Below are 23,180 nucleotides of genomic sequence, written 5' to 3'. Positions count from 1 at the left end.
GCGGCCGCGTTTCATTAGAACTGTCACATCCAAGCAACGCCCGCCCCCGCCGCCAATCCGAACCATCCCGCTCAGACTTTGAGTCATGCGACTTACATTAAGTCTTTGTTTTCATTAATTTCGCCGACCCACAACCCCTATGGATTTATGGGTCGGTCAGGCATCAGCCGCCATTGGCGATGACGGCAGCGCGGTAGCGCTTCACCGCATCGGTCAAAAGACCGACGATCTTGCCGCGCCAGGTCTCGTCGAGCAGCAGTTTCTCATCGTCGGCATTCGAGAGGAACCCGAGTTCGAGGAGGATCGACGGCACGTCGGGGGCCTGCAGCACGCGAAAACCGGCATGACGGTGCGGGTTGTTGATGGTGCCGACCTGGTCCTTGAAAGAATTCAGCACGCTTTCGGCGAGCGAGATCGAGAAAGCCTGGGTCTCGCGCCGGGTCAGATCGAGCAGGATATCGGCGACCTCGGGCGGCTCGGCGACCGTCTCCTTGCCGGCAATCTGGTCGGAGAGGTTTTCGCGTTCGGCAAGGTCGGCGGCGAGCTTGTCGGATGCCTTGTCGGAGATGGTGTAGACGGTAGCGCCGCGGATATCCTTCTGCTTCAGCGTGTCGGCATGCAGCGAAATGAACAGGCCGGCATGGTTCTGGCGGGCGATCAGCACACGCTGCGAAAGCGACAGGAATTCGTCATCTTCGCGCGTCAGGAAAGCCTTGATGCCGGGCTCCTTGTTCAGCCGCTCGGTCAGCGCCTTGGCGAAGGCAAGCGTCACCTGCTTTTCCTCGGTCTTGGTGTCGACCCCGATCGCGCCGGTATCGATGCCGCCATGACCGGCGTCGACGGCGATGACGAAATCGCCGGGGGCGGGTTTCTCAGGCGCCGGAATGGCGCTCGTCGTCTGGGCCGCCTCGCTCCCATCGCTCGACGTCCGATCATTCCAGGATTGCGTCTTCACCAGTTCGGCAAAGGCCTGCTTGTCGATCATCTCGGCATCGAGCACAAGACGATGACCCTTGCCGGCCTCGTCGGCCTGCACCTTGGCGAGCGCCAGCTTCACCGGCCGTGCCGTCGTCAGAACGATGCGGGCGCTTTCCTCGTCCATCTTGCCGTAGCGGATATCCTTGAACAGGCCGCGGGCAGCGAGATCCTCGGCCGGAAAACCGAAGGCGGTCGCCGGCAGGTCGATGACGATGCGTTCCGGATTGGCGATATAGTGGACCGAGAAGCGCGGTTCGCGATCGAAATCGATGACAATACGGGTCCTTGCATCGTCGCCGACGATGCGCGCGCCATAAGCAAGCAGCGGATCCCCGGCCTCGGCGGAACCGGCAACGGCCGGCAGCAGACCGACGGCCAGAAGTGCTGCCAGAATCCGCCTTGCGAATGTCGATCGCCGCCGCCCTGCGGATTTCGCCGCGATCCGAGCCCTCTTAAACAATAACCCGCCACACCCTATCTGTATTGCGATGGAGCCGACGCGGCCGCGTCGAACGTCGCCTGGACGAAACACCCTTTGCGGCCCGCCGAATCGCAATCACTCTATCCCCAGTTTCTATGCGTTACGAAATCCATCAATATTATGGCACATTTGGCTTTTCCCTTGCTATTGTGACACAGAAAACATACAACGAATTTTAGGGTAAAGTGTTGACGGGATAGAGTCGCCGCAAAGGCTGCCAGCCAGATCAGGACCTGGCGCCACCACCGGTCATCGTCCGCCGTCTCATGCGCTTCATCCCTAGAACTGGATCCTGATTTTCCGGCTTATTGTCGGAATTCATTGGTGGATCAGCCACCACGCTCTCAGGGAGCAAACTCATCGGACCCGAACGGGTCTTCGTATTTGTCGATCACGCTTGGTTGTTGATGGTTTCGCAGCAGGTTTTATCTGAAGTGTACAGGCCCCGGACCGAAATGGTTCCGGCTGCGGTCTGGCTGCTGCCCTCCCCCTCGCATCAGGCGCGACTTTCATTATCCGGCGCGGCTACAGTGGACCGCATTCTTTCTGTTTCAACAGCAGTCGGGAATGCGCTCTCGCGGCCACGCCGAGGAGCACAGCTTACATGGCAGACAAAATGCTTATCGATGCGTCTCACGAGGAAGAGACGCGCGTCGTTGTCGTTCGCGGGAACCGCATAGAAGAATTTGACTTCGAGTCGCAGCACAAGAAGCAGATCCGCGGCAACATCTATCTGGCAAAGGTAACGAGGGTCGAGCCCTCGCTGCAAGCCGCTTTCGTCGATTACGGCGGCAACCGGCACGGCTTCCTGGCCTTCGCCGAAATCCATCCCGACTATTATCAGATACCGCTTGCCGACCGTCAGGCGCTGCTTCGGGCCGAGGCCGAGGAGCATCGCCGCGATGAAGATGTCGAGCATGTCGAAACCGCGCCGATGGTCGATCTTTCCAAGCAGGATCAGCCGGATGTCGGCATCGTGCCGGCAGAGGCGCCGGAAACGGCTGCTGCGACGGAAGAGCCGGCAGCGGCAGCGGTAGAGGCCGCTGCATCGCCCGAGGCCGCTGAGGAAGCGCCGGCCAAGAAGGCCAGACCGCGCCGCAGCCGCAAGAAGGCAGCCGAGCCGGCTGCCGAGACGACCGCGACCGAGGACGCCGTTCCCACAGACGTCGAAGCCGAAGGCGCTTCGAGCGTCGACAACGAGGATGACGGCTCGACCGGCGGCGCGATGGCCGCCATGGTGGAAACAGACTCGATCTCCGAAGACGTCGACACCAGCAAGCGTCGCCACGATGATGACGACGATGATGACGATCACGGCGAAGAGGAAGTCATCGAATCCGTCGGCGCCGAAGACGCGATGGAGGAAGTGCCGGATCGCGTGCAGCGCAAGCCGCGCAAGCAGTACCGCATCCAGGAAGTCATCAAGCGCCGCCAGATCCTGCTCGTCCAGGTCGCCAAGGAAGAGCGCGGCAACAAGGGTGCAGCGCTCACCACCTATCTATCGCTTGCCGGCCGCTATTCCGTGCTGATGCCGAACACGGCGCGCGGCGGCGGCATTTCCCGTAAGATCACCAACCCGGCCGACCGCAAGCGCCTGAAGGAAATCGCGCGCATGCTCGAGGTGCCGCAGGGCATGGGCGTCATCCTGCGCACGGCCGGCGCCAACCGCACCAAGGTCGAGGTCAAGCGCGACTTCGAATATCTGATGCGCCTCTGGGAGAACGTGCGCACGCTGACGCTGGCGTCCACGGCTCCCTGCCTCGTCTATGAGGAAGGCTCGCTGATCAAGCGCTCGATCCGTGACCTCTACAACAAGGATATCGGCGAGATCATTGTTGCCGGCGAGGAAGGCTATCGTGAAGCGAAAGACTTCATGAAGATGCTGATGCCGAGCCATGCCAAGGTGGTTCAGCCCTATCGCGACATTCACCCGATCTTCTCGCGCTCCGGCATCGAAGCCCAGCTCGACCGCATGCTGCAGCCGCAGGTGACGCTGCGCTCCGGCGGCTACCTGATCATGAACCAGACGGAAGCGCTGGTTTCGATTGACGTCAACTCCGGCCGCTCGACGCGCGAACACTCGATCGAGGACACCGCGCTGCAAACCAACCTCGAAGCCGCTGAGGAAATCGCCCGCCAGCTTCGCCTGCGCGACCTCGCCGGCCTGATCGTCATCGACTTCATCGACATGGAAGAGAAGCGCAACAACCGCGCTGTCGAGAAGAAGCTCAAGGAATGCCTGAAGAACGATCGCGCCCGCATCCAGGTCGGCCGTATCTCGCATTTCGGCCTGCTGGAAATGTCGCGCCAGCGCATCCGTGCCTCGGTTCTCGAATCGACGACGCAGGTCTGCTCGCATTGCGGCGGCAGCGGCCATGTGCGTTCGCAGTCCTCCGTCGCGCTGCATGTCCTGCGCGGTATCGAGGAATATCTGCTCAAGAATACCACGCACAATATCAGCGTACGCACCACGCCTGACATTGCGCTCTACCTGCTCAACCACAAGCGCCAGACAATCATCGATTACGAAAACCGTTTCGGCGTCGCTATCGTCATCGATGCGGACGGTTCGGTCGGGGCGCAGCATTTCGCCATCGATCGCGGCGAGGCCGTGGAGAACCCGGTCAAGATCGAGACGCTCTTCAATTTCGCAGCCATTCCCGAGGATGACGACGACGACATCGTCATCGAAATGGATGAGGAAGAAGACGAGGAACTCGAGGAAAAGCCGGCAGCCACTGAGCGACCCGTCGCGGCACGCTCCGAAGGCGAAGGTGACGGCAACCGCAAGCGCAAGCGCCGCCGGCGCCGGCGCGGCCGCAACGGCAATGCCGAGCAGCCGGCATCGGCAGCAGGCGAAGCCGGCGACGAGGATGAAGACGGCGACGACGAGGGCGGCGAAGGTGATGAAACCACCGAAGCCACGTCCGAGACGCTGGCTGAGAGCGAAGAATCGCAGCGCCGCAAGCGCCGCCGTCGCGGCAAGCGCGGCGGCCGCCGCAACCGCGCCGAGGACGGTTCCGAACTGACGGCCGGCGAAGCCGGTGAAGACAATGGCGCTGACGGGGGCGGCGAAGAGAGCGAAGGCGACGACGTTTCGAACAACGGCGCTGCTGGAGAAGCCGAAACAGTCGAAGCGGTTGCCGAGCAGGCTGGCGAAAGCCAAGCCGCAGCTGCCGCTGTCGAGGGTGCGGCTGTTGTCACCGAGGATGTGAAGCCAGCCCGGGGCCGCGGCCGCCGCAAAGCCGCCCCAGCGCCTGTGGAGGAGCCAGTAGCAGAAGCAGCTCCTGTCGCCGAAGCCGAGCCGGAGCTGGTCGAGGCCTCCGCCGATCTCGAAACGCCCGCTCAGGAAGAGGCCCCGGAAGAGGCAAAGCCAGTTCGCGCCAACCGCGAATCCAACATCACCTCCTCCGAGCCGACTGTGAAATCCACCCGCAGCGAAAATGGCGAAAGCGACGACGGCAAGCCGAAAAAGGCCGGCTGGTGGCAGCGCCGTGGCTTCTTCTGAACGCTGATTTTCGGACGTAAATGATCAATCCGGCCGCGGCGACGCGGTCGGATTTTTGCTTGTGGCAACGGTACCTTCAGTGAAGTTGAACCCCAAGGGATGGGCGTGTACCTTCATCATATTGGTACAGCCGAGGTTGTCATGCGGACGACGATCGATATCGATGACGGCTTGCTCGACGCAGCAATGATCGTCACGGGATTGGCGACAAAAGATGCCGCCGTCGAACAGGCTTTGCGAAACCTCATCGAGAAGCACCGCCGGAAAAATGCGATCGCCGATCTCGCAGGCATAGGCTGGGAGGGCGACCTGGAAGAGAGACGTTGCGACCAGCCGGACGACGGACAGTGATCGTCATCCACAGTCGGTGGTGGATCGTGCATCAGCGCGGGACAAGTGTGGCCAGCCAGGTCCGGGAGATCGTCGACACCCCCCTCATCCGCCTGCTGGCACCTTCTCCCCGCGCGCGGGGAGAAGGGGATATGCCGCAACGTCTCCATCCGTCGCCAGTGTCTCGCGGGGCACGTCCCCTCGCCCCGTTTACGGGGAGAGGGTTAGGGTGAGGGGCAGCCGTCGGCGCAGCGCTTCGCTATCGATTGGATCGACGAGGCGAGGTGAACAATACGCCGCCTGTGGTCAGCCCGCCGGCGGATAGAGCAGGTCGACGATGTAGCTGGCGTCGAAGCGGGAATCGAGCATGCCGTAGGTGGAGCGCCAGCCGCCGGCAAGGCGCGTCTCGATGAAGGCATCGGCAATGCGCCCAGCGCCCAGCCGATAGAGTTCGGCGGCACCGGCGGCAAGCGCCAGCTGCTCGACGAGCAGGCGCGCGGCCCCCTCGTCCTGTTCGCAGAGCGCGATTGCAGCGCGCAGCACGTCGATCGTCTTCTTGCCGGCCGGACCGAGATCGCGGGCAAGACCAGCGAACACCGTCTCGAATAGGTCCTTGCCGCGGTTGAGCACGCGCAGCACGTCGAGCGCCATGACGTTGCCGGAGCCTTCCCAGATGGCGTTGACGGGAGCTTCGCGGTAATGGCGGGCGATCGGGCGTTCCTCGATATAGCCGTTGCCGCCGATGCATTCCATCGCCTCGTAGATCAGCGCCGGCGCGATCTTGCAGCACCAGTATTTGGCGACCGGCGTCATGACGCGGGCATAGGCTGCCTGCTCGGCATTGCCACGCGCCTTGTCGAAGGCGTCGGCCAGACGGAAGGACAGTGCGGTGGCGGCGGCGACATCGAGCGCCATGTCGGCCAGCACGCGCGTCATGATCGGCTGGTTGACGAGCATCTTGCCGAAGACGTTGCGGCCGCGGGTGTGGTGTACGGCTTCGGCCAGCGAGGCGCGCATCATGCCTGACGAGGCCAGCGCGCAGTCGAGCCGCGTCAGCGTCACCATGTCGAGAATGGTGCGGATCCCGGCATCCGCGCCGCCGAGCAGGAAGCCGAAGGTATCGGTGAACTCGACCTCGGCAGAGGCGTTGGATCGGTTGCCGACCTTGTCCTTCAGCCGCTGGAACTGCAAGCCGTTGGCCGAACCATCCTCCAGCAGCCGCGGCACGAGGAAGCAGCCCATGCCCTCCTTCGTCTGCGCCAGCATGATGAAGGCATCGCTCATCGGAGCGGACATGAACCATTTGTGGCCGGACAGCCGGTAGATGCCTTCGCTGACCTTTTCGGCAGCACTGCGGTTGGCGCGCACATCCGTGCCGCCCTGCTTTTCCGTCATGCCCATGCCGATGGTGACGGCGGATTTCTGCATGGCGGGTTTGTTCGACGAATCATATTTGCGCGAGAGGATTTTGGGCGCCCAGTCCTTCTGCACCGCGGCCGAGGCCGAGAGCGCGGCAACGGAGGCGCTGGTCATCGTCAGCGGGCAGAGATGGCCGGATTCCAGCTGCGCGGTCAGATAGAAGCGGGCGGCGCGAACCTTGTGGGCCTGATCCTTGGCATCGGCATCGGCCTGCGGATCCCAGACGGAAGAATGCAGGCCGACCGACATGGAGCGGCGCATCAGTGCATGCCAGGCCGGGTGGAATTCCACGACGTCGAGGCGCTCGCCGCGCGGACCGTGGGTGCGCAGCTGCGGCGCGCCCTGGTTTGCCATGCGCGCCAGCTCCTGCGCCTCCGGCGAGGTGACGTAGCGGCCCATGTTTTCCAGGTCTTCGCGAATGCCGCGCGGCAGGGCCGCCGTCAGATCGACGATCAGCGGATCGGACCGATAGGCGTTGATGCCAGACCACAGGCTCGGCTGGTTGAGTTCTGCGAGTTTTTCGTCAGTCCGGTTGGCGGAGGTCATAATTCGCTTCTAGTGTAAGAACCCGGCAAAGGGAAACCGGAAGTTATGATTCGGTTCATTCTGCTCTATCGGAATTCTGGCGAAAATGCATGGGGACATAAGCCTTTGCCCACAGCGCATGCTTGCCCCGGCGGGCCGCACTCTTTATAGACCCGCCAGAGACAGCAAGAGGCAGGGTCATGGTCTTTTTCCCCCACCGCCACCTCATCGGCATTAAGGGCCTCACCGAGCAGGATATCACCTATCTGCTCGACAAGGCCGACGAAGCCGTCAAGATCAGCCGCCAGCGAGAGAAGAAGACATCGACGCTGCGCGGACTGACGCAGATCAACCTCTTCTTCGAGGCATCGACACGCACGCAGGCCTCGTTCGAACTTGCCGGGAAGCGGCTCGGCGCCGACGTCATGAACATGTCGGTCGGCAATTCCTCGGTGAAGAAGGGCGAGACGCTGATCGATACGGCGATGACGCTGAATGCGATGCGCCCCGACGTGCTGGTCATCCGCCATTCGAGCGCGGGGGCGGCCGCCCTTCTCGCCCAGAAGGTCTCCTGCTCGGTCGTCAATGCCGGCGACGGGCAGCACGAACATCCGACCCAGGCGCTGCTCGATGCGCTAACGATCCGCCGCGCCAAAGGCAAGCTCCCGCGCATCATCGTGGCGATCTGTGGCGACGTGCTGCATTCGCGGGTGGCGCGCTCCAATATCCTGCTGCTCAATGCGATGGGCGCCCGCGTGCGCGTCGTCGCGCCCGCCACTCTGCTGCCCGCCGGCATCGCCGATATGGGCGTCGAGGTCTTCCATTCGATGAAGGAAGGACTGAAGGACGCCGATGTGGTGATGATGCTGCGGCTGCAGCGCGAACGCATGTCCGGCGCCTTCGTGCCTTCGGTGCGCGAATACTATCATTTCTACGGGCTCGACGCCGAAACGTTGAAGGCGGCGAAAGAGGATGCGCTAGTCATGCATCCCGGCCCGATGAACCGCGGCGTTGAGATCGCCTCCGAGGTGGCGGACGGTCCGCAGAGCGTGATCGCCGAACAAGTGGAAATGGGGGTCGCGGTGCGAATGGCGGTGATGGAGACGCTGCTCGTATCGCAGAACCAAGGCCCCCGAACCGATGGATTGAAGGCATGAGCAACCCGATCGTCCTCCAGAACGTCCGCATCGTCGATCCCTCGCGCAATCTCGACGAGGTGGGTTCGATCATCGCCGCAAACGGGGTGATCCTGGCTGCCGGCAGCGCGGCGCAGAACCAGGGCGCGCCCGAAGGCGCTGATATCCGCGACTGCGCCGGCCTTGTCGCCACGCCCGGCCTCGTCGATGCGCGCGTCCATATCGGCGAACCCGGCGGCGAGCACCGCGAAACGATCGCCTCGGCGAGCCGGGCGGCCGCAGCCGGCGGCGTCACCTCGATCATCATGATGCCGGACACCGATCCCGTCATCGACGACATCGCGCTCGTTGAATTCGTCAAGAAGACGGCGCGCGACACCGCTGCCGTCAACGTTTATCCGGCCGCCGCCCTGACCAAGGGGCTTGCCGGCGAGGAGATGACGGAGATCGGCCTGCTGATGCAAGCAGGCGCCGTCGCCTTCACCGACGCCCATTCCAGCGTCCACGACACGCAGGTGCTGCGGCGGATCATGACCTATGCGCGCGAATTCGGCGCCGTCATCTGCTGCGAAACGCGCGACAAATATCTTGGCGCCAACGGCGTCATGCATGAGGGGCTTTTCGCCAGCTGGCTCGGGCTCTCCGGCATTCCAAGAGAAGCCGAGCTGATCCCGCTCGAACGCGATCTCAGGATCGCAGAGCTGACACGCGGCCGGTATCATGCCGCGATGATCTCGGTGCCGCAGTCGGTCGAGGCGATCGAACGCGCCCGCAGCCGCGGCGCCAAGGTGACCTCAGGCATCTCGATCAACAATCTGGCGCTCAACGAAAACGACATCGGCGAATATCGCACCTTCTTCAAGCTCTACCCGCCGCTGCGCCCGGAAGACGACCGGGGCGCCATGGTCGAGGCGTTGGCACGCGGCGAGATCGATATCATCGTCTCCTCGCACGACCCGCAGGATGTCGATACGAAGCGACTGCCCTTCGGCGAGGCTGAAGACGGGGCGATCGGCCTCGAAACCATGCTGGCGGCGGCTCTGAGGCTTCACCATGGCGGCCAGGTGAGCCTGATGCGCCTGATCGACGCCATGTCCACCCGCCCGGCTGAGATTTTCGGCCTCCCCGCCGGCACGCTGAAGCCGGGGGCTGCGGCCGATATCGCGCTGATCGATCTCGATGAGCCTTGGCTTGTCGCCAAAGACATGCTTCTCTCGCGCTCGAAGAACACGCCGTTCGAAGATGCGCGCTTCAGCGGGCGGGCGGTCGCGACATATGTCTCGGGAAAGCTTGTCCACGCGCTTTAGGAAACGGTGTCCTTAAAAAACGGGATATTAGGGATAGGCCACGGAGGGGCTGAGGCGGTATATGTTATCCAATCTCATGTCATGGCAGATCACGCTGCCGATCGCGCTTGCCGCCGCCGTCATCGGCTATCTCTTCGGCTCCATTCCTTTCGGCCTGATCCTGACGCGCGCCGCCGGGCTCGGCGACGTGCGCAGCATCGGCTCCGGCAACATCGGCGCGACCAATGTGCTGAGAACCGGAAATCGCAAGCTCGCGGCGGCGACGCTGCTGCTCGATGCGCTGAAGGCATCGGCGGCGGCCTGGGTCGTCGGTTACTTTCTCGGTGAGGAGGCTGCGATCATCGCCGGCTTCTTCGCCTTCATCGGCCACCTCTTCCCGGTCTGGATCGGCTTCAAGGGCGGGAAGGGCGTCGCCACCTATATCGGCACCCTGCTCGGCGTCGCACCGATCATGGTAGTGCTCTTCGCCGCCGTCTGGCTGGCAATCGCCTTCACCACCCGCTATTCCTCGCTGTCGGCGCTGGTCGCCATGCTTGTCATCCCGGTTGCGCTGTGGATATTGGGTAATGAAAAGGTTGCAGCCGTCATGGCGATCATGACGCTGATCTCCTACTGGAAGCACAGGGCGAATATCTCCCGGCTGATGGGCGGCACGGAAAGCAAGATCGGGGCGAAGGGATAATGGATGCGCTGAGCGCGGGACCAAAAGGCACTGTGCTGAGCGAACGGCAGAGAATTGCCTGGCTGCGCCTCATCCGTTCCGACAATATCGGCCCGGCGACCTTTCGCGACCTCATCAATCATTTCGGTTCGGCCGAGGCGGCGCTTGCGGCGTTGCCGGAGCTTTCGGCGCGCGGCGGTGCGACGCGGGCAATCCGTATCGCCAGCGAGGCCGAGACGCATCGGGAGCTGGAGGCGGCGCATCGTTTCGGCGCCCGCTTCGTCGGCATCGGCGAGCCGGACTATCCACAGGCGCTGAAGCAGATCGACGGCGCGCCGCCGCTGCTGGCCGTCAAGGGCACGCTTGCCGCCGCCAAACGACCTGCTGTCGGCGTCGTCGGCTCGCGCAACGCCTCGATCGCCGGCGCCAAATTCGCGGCGATGGTGGCCCGCGACTGCGGCCGGGCTGGATATACCGTCGTCTCGGGCCTGGCGCGCGGCATCGACACATCGGCGCATCGGGCAAGCCTGGAGACGGGCACGATCGCGGCCCTTGCCGGCGGTCTCGACCAACCCTACCCGCCGGAGAATATCGGCCTGCTTGCGGAGATAACCGGCGGCAACGGCCTGGCGGTCAGCGAAATGCCTTTCGGCTGGGAGCCCCGCGCCCGTGATTTCCCGCGGCGGAACCGGCTGATCGCCGGCATCGCGCTCGGCCTCGTCGTGGTGGAAGCGGCAACGCGCTCGGGATCGCTGATCACCGCCCGCCTTGCCGGCGAGTTCGGCCGGCTGGTATTTGCCGTACCGGGCTCACCGCTCGATCCGCGCTGCCATGGCACCAACGGCCTGCTCAAGGACGGCGCTTCGATCGTCACCGCACCCGCCGATGTCATCGAGGCCTTGGCGCCGCTTGTGCAATTCGAGCTGTTCCCGTCGTCGATGGCGGAGGAGCCGCCGCGTGACGGCGGGGCAATGACGATGCCGCCCGGCGATACGGATCGCAATCGCATCATCGATGCGCTCGGGCCGACGCCGGTCGAGATCGACGATATTATCCGCCACACCGGACTGTCGGCATCGGCGGTCTATCTGATCCTGCTGGAACTCGACATCGCAGGCAGGCTGCACCGGCATCAGGGCGGTCTCATCTCGCTTTCCGATTGAGCTTTGCGCGATACGGGCCGGCCGCTTTGCAGCAGCCGCAAGACGTAAAATTGTAGCTAACCCCTTGACCGCAGCGATTTCCCTGTCCATGTCGGAGGGCCGACATCCATGTCGCGGTGTGTGTTGCGCTGGTTTCAACGCTGGCGTCGTTTCCTTTTTTAGAGAATCATCATGAATGTTGTAGTGGTGGAATCGCCTGCCAAGGCCAAGACGATCAACAAGTATCTGGGTTCGGGATACAAAGTGCTCGCCTCCTTCGGCCATGTGCGCGATCTGCCTGCCAAGGATGGCTCGGTCCTCCCCGATCAGGATTTCGAAATGCTTTGGGAGGTCGACGGGGCCTCGGCCAAACGGATGAAGGATATCGCCGACGCGGTGAAATCTTCCGACGGCCTTTTTCTCGCGACCGACCCGGATCGCGAAGGCGAAGCGATTTCCTGGCACGTCCTCGACATGCTCAACAAGAAGCGGGTGCTGAACGGCAAGCCGGTCAAGCGAGTCGTCTTCAACGCGATCACCAAGAAGGCGGTGCTCGACGCGATGGCCGATCCGCGCGACATCGACGTGCCGCTGGTCGACGCCTATCTCGCGCGCCGCGCGCTCGACTACCTCGTTGGCTTCAATCTTTCGCCGGTCCTCTGGCGCAAGCTGCCCGGCGCACGCTCCGCCGGCCGCGTCCAGTCGGTGGCGCTTCGCCTGGTCTGCGACCGCGAATCCGAAATCGAGCGGTTCATTTCGGAAGAATACTGGAACATCTCGGCGCTGCTGAAGACGCCGCGTGGCGACGAGTTCGAGGCAAGGCTGGTTTCGGCCAACGGCAAGCGGCTGCAGCCGCGCGCGATCGGCAACGGCGAGGACGCGGGCCGCCTGAAGGCGTTGCTGGACGGCGCGAGCTATGTCGTCGACACGGTCGAAGCCAAGCCGGTCAAGCGCAATCCCGGACCGCCATTTACGACCTCGACCTTGCAGCAGGCTGCCTCCTCCAATCTCGGCTTCTCCGCATCGCGCACCATGCAGATCGCCCAGAAGCTTTATGAAGGCGTCGATATCGGCGGCGAGACCGTCGGTCTCATCACCTATATGCGAACCGACGGCGTGCAGATGGCGCCCGAGGCGATCGAGGCGGCGCGCCGCGCCATCGTCGACCAGTTCGGTGAGCGTTATATGCCTGAAAAGGCGCGCTTCTATTCCACCAAGGCCAAGAACGCCCAGGAGGCGCACGAGGCGATCCGCCCGACCGATTTCTACCGCTCGCCCGACCGCGTGCGCCAATTCCTCGACGCCGACCAGATTCGGCTCTACGACCTGATCTGGAAGCGCGGTATCGCCAGCCAGATGGCCTCGGCCGAAATCGAGCGCACGACGGCTGAAATCACCGCCGACAACAAGGGCGAGAAGGCCGGGCTGCGCGCCGTCGGCTCGGTCATCCGCTTCGATGGCTTCATAGCCGCCTATACCGATCAGAAGGAAGACGGCGAGCAGAGCGACGACGGCGACGAGGGTGGCCGCCTGCCGGAGATCAATGCGCGCGAGACGCTCGCCAAGCAGAAGATCAATTCGACCCAGCATTTCACCGAGCCGCCGCCGCGCTACTCAGAAGCCTCGCTGATCAAGAAGATGGAAGAGCTCGGCATCGGCCGCCCCTCTACCTATGCCGCGACGCTGACGACGCTGCGCGACCGCGACTATGTGACGATCGACAAACGCAAGCTGATCCCGCAGGCCAAGGGCCGGCTGGTGACGGCTTTCCTCGAAAGCTTCTTCACCAAATATGTCGAATACGACTTCACCGCCGATCTCGAGGAAAAGCTCGACCGGATTTCCGCCGGCGAGCTGAACTGGAAGCAGGTGCTGCGCGATTTCTGGAAAGATTTCTTCGCCCAGATCGAAGACACCAAGGAACTGCGCGTCACCAATGTGCTCGATTCGCTGAACGAGGCGCTGGCGCCGCTGGTCTTCCCGAAGCGGGAAGACGGCAGCGATCCCCGGATCTGCCAGGTCTGCGGCACCGGCAACCTGTCGCTGAAGCTCGGCAAATACGGCGCCTTCGTCGGCTGCTCGAACTATCCGGAATGCAATTACACCCGCCAGCTCTCCTCCGAAAACGGCGGAGAAGCGGATGGTGCCGCCCTCAACGAACCGAAGAACCTCGGCACCGATCCGACGACCGGCGAGGAACTGACGCTGCGCTCTGGCCGCTTCGGCCCCTATATCCAGCGCGGCGACGGCAAGGAGGCCAAACGCGCTTCGCTGCCGAAGGGCTGGAAGCCTGAGGACATCGACTACGAAAAGGCGATGGCGCTGATTTCGCTGCCGCGCGATATCGGCAAACATCCGGAATCGGGCAAGATGATCTCGTCTGGCATCGGCCGCTATGGGCCGTTCCTGCTGCATGACGGTTCCTATGCCAATCTGGAAACGATCGAGGATGTGTTCTCGGTCGGCCTCAACCGCGCCGTGACCGTCATTGCCGAAAAGGCAAAACAGGCGCCGGGCCGCGGTTCGCGCGGCACGCCGGCGGCGCTGAAGACGCTCGGCGATCATCCCGATGGCGGCGCCATTACTGTTCGCGACGGCAAGTACGGTCCTTACGTCAACTGGGGCAAGGTCAACGCCACACTGCCCAAGGGCAAGGATCCGCAGGCCATCACCGTCGAGGAGGCGCTGGCGCTGATCACGGAAAAGGCCGGCAAGGCGCCTGCGGGCAAGACGAGCAAGGCGAAAGCCAAGCCGAAGGCGGCGGCGGCCGAAGCCAAGACCACCAAGACGGCGGCCAAGCCAAAGGCAACGAAGGCGAAAGCGCCCGCGAAATCGAAAAAGAGCTGACGTGAGCAGAATACCGCGCGACAGAACGAACCCTGCGGGCAAGCGCCCGGGCAAGATCGGCCGTGCCGGCAAGGATGCTCCCGCCGTCGAGCCGCTGAATATCGTCCACGGCGCGCTGCCGTCGCGGGAGGTGATCCTGCGCTTCATCGCCGATCATCCGCAGAAAGCTTCCAAGCGGGAACTCGCCAAGGCTTTCGGGCTGAAGGGCGACAGCCGCGTCGAGCTCAAGCACATGCTGCAGGAGCTCGAGCAGGAAGGCATGCTGCAGAAGAACCGCAAGTCGCTGATCCGCCCCGGCGCGCTGCCGCCGGTCACCGTTCTCGATATCACCACGCGCGACAAGGACGGCGATCTGATCGGCCGGCCGGCGGAATGGCCCGAGGATCAGGGTGTCGCGCCCGCCGTCGCCATCCGCCAGCAATCGCCCGCAGGCCGCCAGGGCAAGGGCAAGGCACCGGTCGCCGGCCTCGGCGACCGCATTCTGGCGAAGATCTTCCCGGCCGTCGATCGCGGCGGGCCGGCCTATACGGCGCGGATCATCAAAGTGATCGACAAGCGCCGCGGCGCCTCGATGGGCGTTTTCCGCGCAGCACCCGGCGGCGGCGGCCGGCTGCTGCCGATCGAGCGGCGCGGCGAGGAGATGGTCATCGATCCAGACTTCACCGGCGGTGCCAAAGACGGCGACCTGGTCGAGATCGAAGTCGCCCGTCTCGGGCGCTTCGGCCTGCCCCGCGCCAAGGTGCTTTCGGTCGTGGGTTCGGTCGGCTCGGAAAAGGCGATCTCGATGATCGCCATCCATGCGCACGGCATTCCGCATGTCTTCCCGCCAGCCGTCATCGCCGAGGCGGAGGACGCAAAACCGGCGACGATGTCGCATCGCGAGGACTGGCGCGACGTGCCGCTGATCACCATCGATCCGGCCGATGCCAAGGACCACGACGACGCCGTCTATGCCGAACTCGACCCCTCGCCCGACAACCCCGGCGGCGTCATCGTCACCGTGGCGATTGCCGACGTCTCCTGGTATGTCCGCCCGAAGTCGCCGCTCGACCGCGAGGCGCTGAAGCGCGGCAACTCGGTCTATTTCCCGGATCGCGTCGTGCCGATGCTGCCGGAGCGCATTTCCAACGATCTCTGCTCGCTGAAGGAAGGCGTCGACCGCCCGGCGCTTGCCGTGCGCATGAGCTTTTCCGGGGAAGGCCGCAAGATCGGCCACACGTTTCATCGCGTCATGATGAAGAGCGCGGCCAAACTCTCCTACCAGCAGGCGCAGGCGGCGATCGACGGCAAGCCGGACGACAAGACCTGGCCGATGCTCGAGCCGATCCTGAAGCCGCTCTGGCACGCCTACGAGGTGATGAAGCGCGGCCGCGACCGGCGCCAGCCGCTGGAACTCGACATGCCGGAGCGCAAGATCCTGCTGAAGCCCGACGGCACCGTCGACCGGGTCCACGTGCCGCCGCGGCTCGACGCGCACAAGCTGATCGAGGAGATGATGATCCAGGCGAACGTCGCCGCCGCCGAGACCCTGGAAAAGAAACGCCAGCCGCTGATCTACCGCATCCATGACGGGCCGACGCTTGCCAAGCAGGAAATCCTGCGCGAGTTCCTGGCGACGCTCGGCATCCCGCTTGCCAAGGGCGGCAATATGCGCGCCAACAACTTCAACGGCATTCTGGCGAAGGCCGACGGCACGCCGCACCAGACCATGGTCAACGAGATGGTGCTGCGCTCGCAGAGCCAGGCGATCTACGGCCCCGAGAATATTGGCCATTTCGGCCTCAACCTGATGAAATACGCGCATTTCACCTCGCCGATCCGTCGTTACGCCGATCTCATCGTGCATCGCGCCCTCGTCGGCTCGCTCGGCTTCGGCGAAGGCGGCATCACGACAGAGGAAGAGGCAGCGCTCGACGATATCGCCGCGGAAATTTCGACCTTCGAGCGCCGGGCGATGGCGGCCGAGCGTGAGACGGTCGACCGGCTGATCGCGCATCATTTGAGCGGACGCGTCGGCGAGGAATTTGCCGGGCGGGTCTCGGGTGTTACGAAATCCGGGCTTTTCATCGCCCTGCCGGAGTATGGCGCCGACGGTTTCGTCCCGATATCGACGCTCGGCACCGACTATTTCATCTATGACGAGGCGCATCAGGCGCTCTCGGGTGAACGTACGGGGCTCGGCTATCGCCTTGGCGACAACGTCACGGTGAAGCTTGCCGAAGCAATCCCGCTTGCCGGCGCGCTTCGGTTCGAGATGGTCAGCGAAGGGCGCGCGATGCCGGCGGCGGTGCGCTCCTTCCACAAAGCCGGCCGCCGCGACCGGGGCCAGCTTCGCAAGAAGCCGGGAACGAGGCCACCGCGCGGGCGGCATTGAAATGTTCCGGCTGTCCGAAAGCGGCATTGGGCGAGATTCACCAGCCTATGCGGCCTGAAGAGGAAGATGCGATGAGCACACCGACCGAACCGGTCGTCCGCTATGGCGACAGGCCCGAGGCCGAGCGTCCGCTGGGACGCTCCATCCTGCGCGGGCTGGTGAACCGCTGCCCGGCCTGCGGCAGCGGCAAACTTTTCCGTGCCTTCCTGAAGCCGGTCGATCATTGCGCGGCCTGCGGCGAGGCGATGCATCACCAACGCGCCGACGACCTGCCGCCCTACATCGTCATCCTCGTTCTCGGACACGTCGTGGTCGGCGGCTACATGCTGACCGACATGACCTTCGTGCTGCCGATATGGGTGCATATTGCCATCTGGGCACCGATCACCGTCATCACCGCGCTCGCCTCGATCCAGCCGATCAAGGGCGGCGTCATCGGCCTGCAATGGGCGCTGCGCATGCACGGTTTCGGCGGCGAGAGCGATGGTCCGGACGATTATGACATCCCCGGACCCCCGGAGTGATCACTTTCACCTTCCAGACATATTTACCGTGTAGTGCCAGCGCTCCACCGACCACCACCCAAATGCGGCAGCCGACGATCCTCAACCCGACATGGTAAGCATTTCTTGGCCGAACGGGCTTTACATTCCGCAGATGGTCACTCACATCGGAAATACTGCGAAGCGGCATCCGTCACCCGGATTTGGCACGTCTGTGTCTATCTGTCCGACGGGGACCGGCCGATTCGCTCGCGCAGCTTTCTAAGGATGGATAAATGTCTCAGCCGAGAAACGGCACACCGGGCGATGTCGAGGAAATCCATTGGCCTTCTCTGGTGGCAGCCATCTCGTCGATCTCAGCCGTTGGCATAGCAATCGGCCTCGGGCTCCCGCTTCTTAGCATCATCCTGGAAAAACGCGGCATCTCGTCTACACTGATCGGGCTGAACACGGCGATGGCAGGCGTCGCGGCGATGGCCGCCGCACCCATCACCACCAGGCTCGCGCATAAATACGGCGTTGCGCCGACTATGCTCTGGGCGGTGCTGATTTCGGCGCTGAGCGCGCTTGGGTTTTATTATGCCCAGGATTTCTGGATGTGGTTTCCGTTGCGTTTCGCCTTTCACGGCGCAACGACGACGCTGTTCATCCTTTCCGAATTCTGGATCAATGCCGCCTCGCCGCCGTCCAAACGCGGCTTCGTGCTCGGCATCTATGCGACCGTGCTTTCCCTCGGCTTTGCGGCCGGGCCGCTCTTGTTTTCGATCCTCGGCAGCGACGGCATCTTCCCCTTCCTGATCGGCGCCGGCGCTATCCTGCTGGCCGCCATTCCGATCTTCATTGCCCGCGACGAGAGCCCGGTGCTCGAGGAAAAACCGGAGCTGCATTTCATGCGCTACGTCTTCCTGGTGCCGACGGCAACGGCGGCGGTCTTCATCTTCGGCGCGGTCGAAGCGGGCGGCCTGTCCCTGTTCCCGATCTTTGCCGTACGCGCCCATTTCACCGAATCGCAGGCCGCACTTCTGCTTACCATGATGGGCGTCGGCAATGTCATCTTCCAGATCCCGCTCGGCCTGCTTTCCGACCGCATTCCCGACAAGCGGCCGCTTCTGGCCGGCATGGCGCTGATGGGCTTCGTCGGTTCGATGATGCTGCCGCTGCTGGTTGACAACTGGCTGCTGATGGCCGGGCTCCTGCTTTTCTGGGGCGGCTGCGTCTCCGGCCTTTATACGGTCGGCCTCAGTCATCTCGGCTCACGGCTGACGGGCTCCGACCTTGCGGCGGCCAATGCCGCCTTCGTCTTCTGTTATGCGATGGGAACCGTGGCCGGGCCGCAGGCAATCGGTGCGGCGATCGATGTCGCCGGAAATAACGGTTTTGCCTGGGCGATTGCCGCATTCTTCGGCCTCTACGCCCTACTTTCCGGCATCAGACTGATGTTCATTCGAAAACGGACTTGACTTTTCGGGCGGGATTCGTAGTTTCGCGCCAGAATTTGCCGTGGAGCCCATCCGGCTTCCACGGCTTTCATTTTCTTAAAGGCAGGACGACCATGGCCAAGGCTACAACAATCAAGATCAAGCTGCTGTCGACAGCCGACACCGGTTTCTTCTACGTCACGACGAAGAACAGCCGTACGATGACGGACAAGATGACGAAGACGAAGTATGACCCGATTGCTAAGAAGCACGTCGAGTTCAAGGAAACCAAGATCAAGTAATCACTTGGTTGCCGGATTTCGCAAAAAGCGCGCGCCCTCGGGTTGCGCGTTTTTTATTGCCCGAATTGGCCCTCTTGAAAATGACAGCGCAAACAGAAAAACGCCGCCCTTCCATCTTCGGGAAGTGGCGGCGTTTTCTTGAAAGGGGGTCGGCCAGCATGCAAAACGGCACGAGGAACCGCTATAACTTGCCTACTAGCCGACCGACCCCACGACCCAGGAGATGCGGCGGACCTGAGCATCATGGGGTATCGACAACTCCTCAGCGGGAGCGCTTCTCTTATGAGCCGATAATTTGCGCAAAAATGAAAGAAAATCAACAAATTCTTAATGATGATTTTTGCGGACTTGATTCTATGGTTAAAAGTCCAGTTTTGGTACATACAAAGATTTATCGCCTCTGCTTAGGGATGAAGCCTAGACGCTGACCCACCCAAGAAATTCGACAATATAACGTAATAACCTACACCTGCCCTCCCCCTACGTGATGTGGTGCGGCGGGACTCTATTTCCGCCCATCGGCCGAAGGCGGTTTTTATAGTCGGGGTTTTATTTTTAGCTATGGCCGGACGCCTTCAAGACTATCGGGCAGCGGCGCATCCGCAGCAAAGCCGGAAATCCATTTTTGGGCTATTTGACTGCAAATTTTTCACGCCGCGCTGTGTGGGCGAGCATTAAAAATCGGTAATAGTCCGCTTACCACGGTGGAAAACCCATAAACGGCACATAAGGCGACAGCTGATTCGTCAGGCCGCGGCAGCGACGACGCGATTGCGGCCGGTATTCTTGGCTTCGTAGAGCGCAAGATCGGCCTGCTTCATCAGCTGATCCGGGGTCAGCACCGAACCGACGCGCGACGCGATGCCGAAGGAAGCGGTGACATTCAGCGCCTCTCCCGCGTGTTTCAGCCTGAAGGGCGCGTTTTCGACGGCCGCCCGCAGGCGCTCGGCGACAGCGGCGGCAATTTCCGGCGAGGTATCCGGCATGACGACGACGAATTCCTCCCCGCCGTAGCGGCAAGCGAGATCGGCGCCGCGAATGGTCGAGCGGACACGATTGGCAAACTCCCGCAGCACTTCGTCGCCGCCGTCATGACCATAGGTGTCGTTCACCTGCTTGAAGCGGTCGATATCGGTGATCAGCACCGAAAGCGGCCGGCCGCGCGCCATCGAACGGTTGAAGAGCACGTTCAGGTGATTGTCGAGATAGCGCCGGTTATAAAGGCCGGTCAGCGGATCGGTCACGGCAAGCTCGATCGTCTGCTTGACGCTGGCGCGCAGGCGGTCGTTGCAGCGCTTGCGACGGATCTGCGTCAGGCTGCGGGCAACAAGCTCGTTGGGATCGACCGGGCGGATAATGTAGTCGTTGACGCCGAGATCGAGCGCACGCACGACCATCTCGTCCGCGCCCTGCTCGGTGATGATCAGGATCGGCAGAAAGCGCGTGCGCTCCAGCGAGCGCAGCTGCGAGCAGAGGCGCAGCGGATCATAATCGTCGAAATTGGCGTTGACGATGACGAGGTCGAACGGGCTTTCGGCCGCCTCGAAGAGCGCTGCCTGCGGATCGGAAAGGGCAAGCACGTCGGCGACGGGCTTCAGCGCCTTGATGATGCGCTCCTGCGAATTGGCGCGGCCGTCGACGAGCAGGATCTGACCGGTCTCGTCGGCACGGCCCTCGCCTGCCCGCATGAGGTCGTCGATGCCCATCGTATGGGCGGTGTCGGCGCGGATGCGCAGTTCATCGCTCAACGTCTTCAGCCGCAGCAGGCTCTTCACCCGTGAAATCAGCTGAAGGTCGTTGACGGGCTTGGTGAGGAAATCGTCGGCGCCGGCCTTCAGGCCGCGGACGCGGTCGGCCGGCTGATCAAGTGCCGTGACCATGACGACAGGGATATGGGCGGTCTTGCGGCTGGCCTTCAGCCGCTCGCAGACCTCGAAACCATCGATGCCGGGCATCATGATGTCGAGCAGGATCAGATCGACCTGGTTCCGCTCGCAGATCGCCAGCGCCGTGTAGCCGTCGGCCGCGGTCATCACGTCGAAATACTCCGCAAGCAGCCGCGCTTCGAGCAGCTTCACGTTGGCCGGAATATCGTCAACCACCAGTATTCGCGCAGTCATAGCTGTCTTTCCGATGCGTCAGGCATCGCCCAGATAGGTCTTGATCGTCTCGATGAATTTCGGAACCGAGATCGGCTTGGAAACATAGGCTTCGCAGCCGCCCTGGCGGATCCGCTCCTCGTCGCCCTTCATCGCGAAAGCCGTGACGGCGATGACGGGAATCACGTGCAGCTCGTCGTCTTCTTTCAGCCATTTCGTGACTTCGAGGCCGGAGACCTCGGGAAGCTGAATATCCATCAGGATGAGGTCGGGGCGATGCTTGCGCGCCAGATCGAGCGCCTCCATGCCGTTTCTGGTCTGGATCGTGGTATAGCCGGACGCCTCGATGAGGTCGCGAAAGAGCTTCATGTTGAGCTCGTTATCTTCTACAATCATCACCTGTTTGGGCATGACAAGCTGTCCCTACGTCCGTTCGCGCAGCGGTTCGTCCCATGAGAAAGGCACATGCGGACAAGAGCTCCGTGAAACCGATAGCGCACGCTAGCGGCATTTGGTTGAAGAAAAGGTAACTTACCCCTCGAAATGCAAAGCAACTTCAAGACTTCGAAACAACAGGCCGCCGACCCGCACGCGACCGCGATCGCCGTGCTCGGCTGGCTTGCCGACGACCCCGACATGTTCGGCCGATTTCTTGCGCTGACCGGTGTCGCGCCCGGCCAGGTGCGCAGCGCCGTCAACGACCCCAGCTTTCTCGCCGGCATGATGGATTTCCTGATGAACCACGAACCGACGGCGATGGCTTTTTGCGCGGCGAGCGGCATCAGCCCGGAAGCGGTCACTGCCGCCTGGCAGCATTTCTCTTCGCCGGGCCTCGATTCCGGGGAATATTGACGGTGACCGGCATGGGGGAACTCGATATCTCGCATATCCGGCTCGGCAAACGGCCGCTGATCGTCTGCGACGTCGACGATGTCGTGCTGCAGTTCATCGGCCCCTTCCAGCTTTTTCTTGAAAGCCAGGGTCATGCGTTCCTGCCGCGCTCGTTCCGGCTCCACGGCAACATCGTCTCGCAGACGGATGGCGCGGAGATCGAGGATCAGCAGGTCAGCCGACTGATCGAGGAGTTTTTCGAGGCGCAGGAGCTGTGGCAGACGCCGCTCGATCGCGTCGTCGAAACGCTCGGCCGGCTTTCTGAGGCCGCCGACGTGCTGTTCCTGACGGCCATGCAGCCGCGGTTCCAGGATCAGCGCCGCCGCCTCCTCGACCGGATCGGCCTGCTTTTTCCACTGCTTGCCAGCGAAGAGCCTAAGGGGCCGATCGTTCACGCATTGCATGCCAGCCGCTCCCTTCCCGTCGTCTTCATCGATGATATGGCGCGCAATCTGCATTCCGTTAGGGAACATGTTGCCGATTGCCTGCTGATTCACCTGATGCCCGACTCTCCCGTCCATCGTTTCGCGCCGGCGGCCGCCGACGGCATCACCCGCGTCAGCGACTGGACTGATGCCGCCGCGCTGATCGAGGCGCATTTCCTTGCCGGCGCTTTCAGCCCTGCAGTTCCAGCCGCATGAGCGGACGGCCGTCCTTGCGCCGAGCCACCGTCTCAAAACCGGCCGCGTCGAAGATCGCCGTCGAGCCGATGCAGAGAGTCACCGATTTCGACTGCTTCACATGATCGATCGGACAGGCCTCGAGCAGCCGCGCGCCCTGGCGCCGGGCGTGATCGATCGCTAGGGAAAGCAGGCGATGGCTCATGCCCTTGCCGCGCAAGCGCGGTAGCAGGAAGAAGCAGCTGACGGCCCAGATCGACGGATCGTCCGCATCGCCCTCCTCCAACGGCCGCGAGACCGTGCGCGAAGAATTGAACTGCGGCACGTCATGGCGCGGCCCGATCTGGACCCAGGCGACCGGCGCGCCACCGGCATAACAGAGAATGCCCGGCGGCGGCCCGGCCTTGATCCGGTCGTGCATATGCGCCTTGCGCTCGTCGGCCGCCATCTTCGTTCTGATCGCATGCGGCAGGCGCAACGCGAGGCACCAGCAATTGTAGAAGGCACCCTGCGGCCCGAACAGGGTTTCGAAATCGTCCCAGCGTTCTGCCGTTACCGGTTCGAAACGAAGATCGTTATCCATAGGCAAAGCTCCCGCCTCTCTTGAGACTCGGAAGCTTAAGGCGTAGTGTCGCGGCG

The 23,180-nt window shown here is 62.9% G+C and carries 18 protein-coding genes; 13 read left to right on the top strand and 5 right to left on the bottom strand.

The window, feature by feature from the left end; translation table 11 throughout:
• Nucleotides 1-163: 163 nt before the first annotated feature.
• Nucleotides 164-1,438 (bottom strand): N-acetylmuramoyl-L-alanine amidase, encoded by a 1,275-nt coding sequence (locus K6N12_RS11955; protein WP_097627257.1) that lies wholly within the window; start codon nucleotides 1,436-1,438, stop codon nucleotides 164-166.
• Nucleotides 1,439-2,063: 625 nt separating this feature from the next.
• Between K6N12_RS11955 and K6N12_RS11950 the strand changes: the two genes are divergently transcribed.
• Both K6N12_RS11950 and K6N12_RS11945 read left to right on the top strand, forming a co-directional pair.
• On the top strand, nucleotides 2,064-4,967 hold the full coding sequence (locus K6N12_RS11950; protein WP_097627255.1) for an Rne/Rng family ribonuclease: 2,904 nt from the start codon (nucleotides 2,064-2,066) through the stop codon (nucleotides 4,965-4,967).
• Nucleotides 4,968-5,108: 141 nt separating this feature from the next.
• Nucleotides 5,109-5,318: a type II toxin-antitoxin system VapB family antitoxin gene (locus K6N12_RS11945; RefSeq protein WP_097627292.1), complete on the top strand. Its 210-nt coding sequence runs from the start codon at nucleotides 5,109-5,111 to the stop codon at nucleotides 5,316-5,318.
• A gap of 285 nt (nucleotides 5,319-5,603) precedes the next feature.
• Here K6N12_RS11945 and K6N12_RS11940 read toward each other — a convergent pair whose 3' ends face one another.
• The gene (locus K6N12_RS11940) at nucleotides 5,604-7,262 is read right to left on the bottom strand and encodes an acyl-CoA dehydrogenase family protein (protein WP_097627253.1); all 1,659 of its coding nucleotides are present in this window, start codon (nucleotides 7,260-7,262) and stop codon (nucleotides 5,604-5,606) included.
• A gap of 179 nt (nucleotides 7,263-7,441) precedes the next feature.
• Between K6N12_RS11940 and K6N12_RS11935 the strand changes: the two genes are divergently transcribed.
• The 9 genes from K6N12_RS11935 (at nucleotide 7,442) to rpmG (ending at nucleotide 18,931) form a co-directional block, all read left to right on the top strand.
• On the top strand, nucleotides 7,442-8,398 hold the full coding sequence (locus tag K6N12_RS11935; RefSeq protein ID WP_097627251.1) for an aspartate carbamoyltransferase catalytic subunit: 957 nt from the start codon (nucleotides 7,442-7,444) through the stop codon (nucleotides 8,396-8,398).
• On the top strand, nucleotides 8,395-9,684 hold the full coding sequence (locus K6N12_RS11930; protein ID WP_097627249.1) for a dihydroorotase: 1,290 nt from the start codon (nucleotides 8,395-8,397) through the stop codon (nucleotides 9,682-9,684). Before K6N12_RS11935 ends, K6N12_RS11930 begins: the two co-directional genes overlap by 4 nt.
• A 61-nt stretch (nucleotides 9,685-9,745) precedes the next feature.
• Nucleotides 9,746-10,366 (top strand): glycerol-3-phosphate 1-O-acyltransferase PlsY, encoded by a 621-nt coding sequence (plsY, locus tag K6N12_RS11925; RefSeq protein WP_097627247.1) that lies wholly within the window; start codon nucleotides 9,746-9,748, stop codon nucleotides 10,364-10,366.
• The gene (dprA, locus tag K6N12_RS11920; protein ID WP_097627244.1) at nucleotides 10,366-11,508 is read left to right on the top strand and encodes a DNA-processing protein DprA; all 1,143 of its coding nucleotides are present in this window, start codon (nucleotides 10,366-10,368) and stop codon (nucleotides 11,506-11,508) included. Before plsY ends, dprA begins: the two co-directional genes overlap by 1 nt.
• A gap of 171 nt (nucleotides 11,509-11,679) precedes the next feature.
• Nucleotides 11,680-14,334 carry a type I DNA topoisomerase gene (gene topA / locus K6N12_RS11915; protein ID WP_097627242.1) on the top strand — a complete coding sequence of 885 codons (2,655 nt, stop codon included), beginning with the start codon at nucleotides 11,680-11,682 and terminating at the stop codon, nucleotides 14,332-14,334.
• Between the two features lies 1 nt (nucleotide 14,335).
• The gene (gene rnr, locus K6N12_RS11910) at nucleotides 14,336-16,708 is read left to right on the top strand and encodes a ribonuclease R (RefSeq protein ID WP_131711060.1); all 2,373 of its coding nucleotides are present in this window, start codon (nucleotides 14,336-14,338) and stop codon (nucleotides 16,706-16,708) included.
• A 71-nt stretch (nucleotides 16,709-16,779) separates the two neighbouring features.
• Nucleotides 16,780-17,232 (top strand): DUF983 domain-containing protein, encoded by a 453-nt coding sequence (locus K6N12_RS11905; RefSeq protein WP_097627238.1) that lies wholly within the window; start codon nucleotides 16,780-16,782, stop codon nucleotides 17,230-17,232.
• Between the two features lie 254 nt (nucleotides 17,233-17,486).
• A complete protein-coding gene (locus K6N12_RS11900) occupies nucleotides 17,487-18,671 on the top strand; it encodes an MFS transporter (protein WP_054181885.1) in 1,185 nt (394 codons plus the stop codon).
• Between the two features lie 92 nt (nucleotides 18,672-18,763).
• Nucleotides 18,764-18,931: a 50S ribosomal protein L33 gene (rpmG, locus tag K6N12_RS11895; RefSeq protein WP_003587245.1), complete on the top strand. Its 168-nt coding sequence runs from the start codon at nucleotides 18,764-18,766 to the stop codon at nucleotides 18,929-18,931.
• Between the two features lie 746 nt (nucleotides 18,932-19,677).
• Here rpmG and K6N12_RS11890 read toward each other — a convergent pair.
• Nucleotides 19,678-21,051, bottom strand: coding sequence for a PleD family two-component system response regulator (locus K6N12_RS11890; RefSeq protein ID WP_097627236.1), 1,374 nt, complete (start codon nucleotides 21,049-21,051; stop codon nucleotides 19,678-19,680).
• 18 nt (nucleotides 21,052-21,069) lie between these two features.
• Nucleotides 21,070-21,441, bottom strand: a complete 372-nt coding sequence (locus K6N12_RS11885) for a response regulator (RefSeq protein WP_003547430.1) — start codon at nucleotides 21,439-21,441, stop codon at nucleotides 21,070-21,072.
• A gap of 132 nt (nucleotides 21,442-21,573) precedes the next feature.
• Between K6N12_RS11885 and K6N12_RS11880 the strand changes: the two genes are divergently transcribed.
• Together K6N12_RS11880 and K6N12_RS11875 are read left to right on the top strand one after the other, a co-directional pair.
• Nucleotides 21,574-21,882, top strand: a complete 309-nt coding sequence (locus tag K6N12_RS11880; protein ID WP_097627234.1) for a DUF3572 domain-containing protein — start codon at nucleotides 21,574-21,576, stop codon at nucleotides 21,880-21,882.
• An 11-nt stretch (nucleotides 21,883-21,893) separates the two neighbouring features.
• Nucleotides 21,894-22,562 carry a hypothetical protein gene (locus K6N12_RS11875; protein ID WP_097627289.1) on the top strand — a complete coding sequence of 223 codons (669 nt, stop codon included), beginning with the start codon at nucleotides 21,894-21,896 and terminating at the stop codon, nucleotides 22,560-22,562.
• Here K6N12_RS11875 and K6N12_RS11870 read toward each other — a convergent pair.
• Complete coding sequence (locus K6N12_RS11870) at nucleotides 22,537-23,124, bottom strand: GNAT family N-acetyltransferase (protein ID WP_097627232.1); 588 nt, start codon at nucleotides 23,122-23,124, stop codon at nucleotides 22,537-22,539. The two genes, K6N12_RS11875 and K6N12_RS11870, sit on opposite strands and share 26 nt — an antisense overlap.
• Nucleotides 23,125-23,180: the final 56 nt, after the last annotated feature.

This window comes from Rhizobium redzepovicii (assembly GCF_019793435.1).
GTDB lineage: Bacteria > Pseudomonadota > Alphaproteobacteria > Rhizobiales > Rhizobiaceae > Rhizobium > Rhizobium redzepovicii.
The sequence above is the reverse complement of the archived record's forward strand: the minus strand, read 5'-3'. Positions and strand labels throughout refer to the sequence as shown.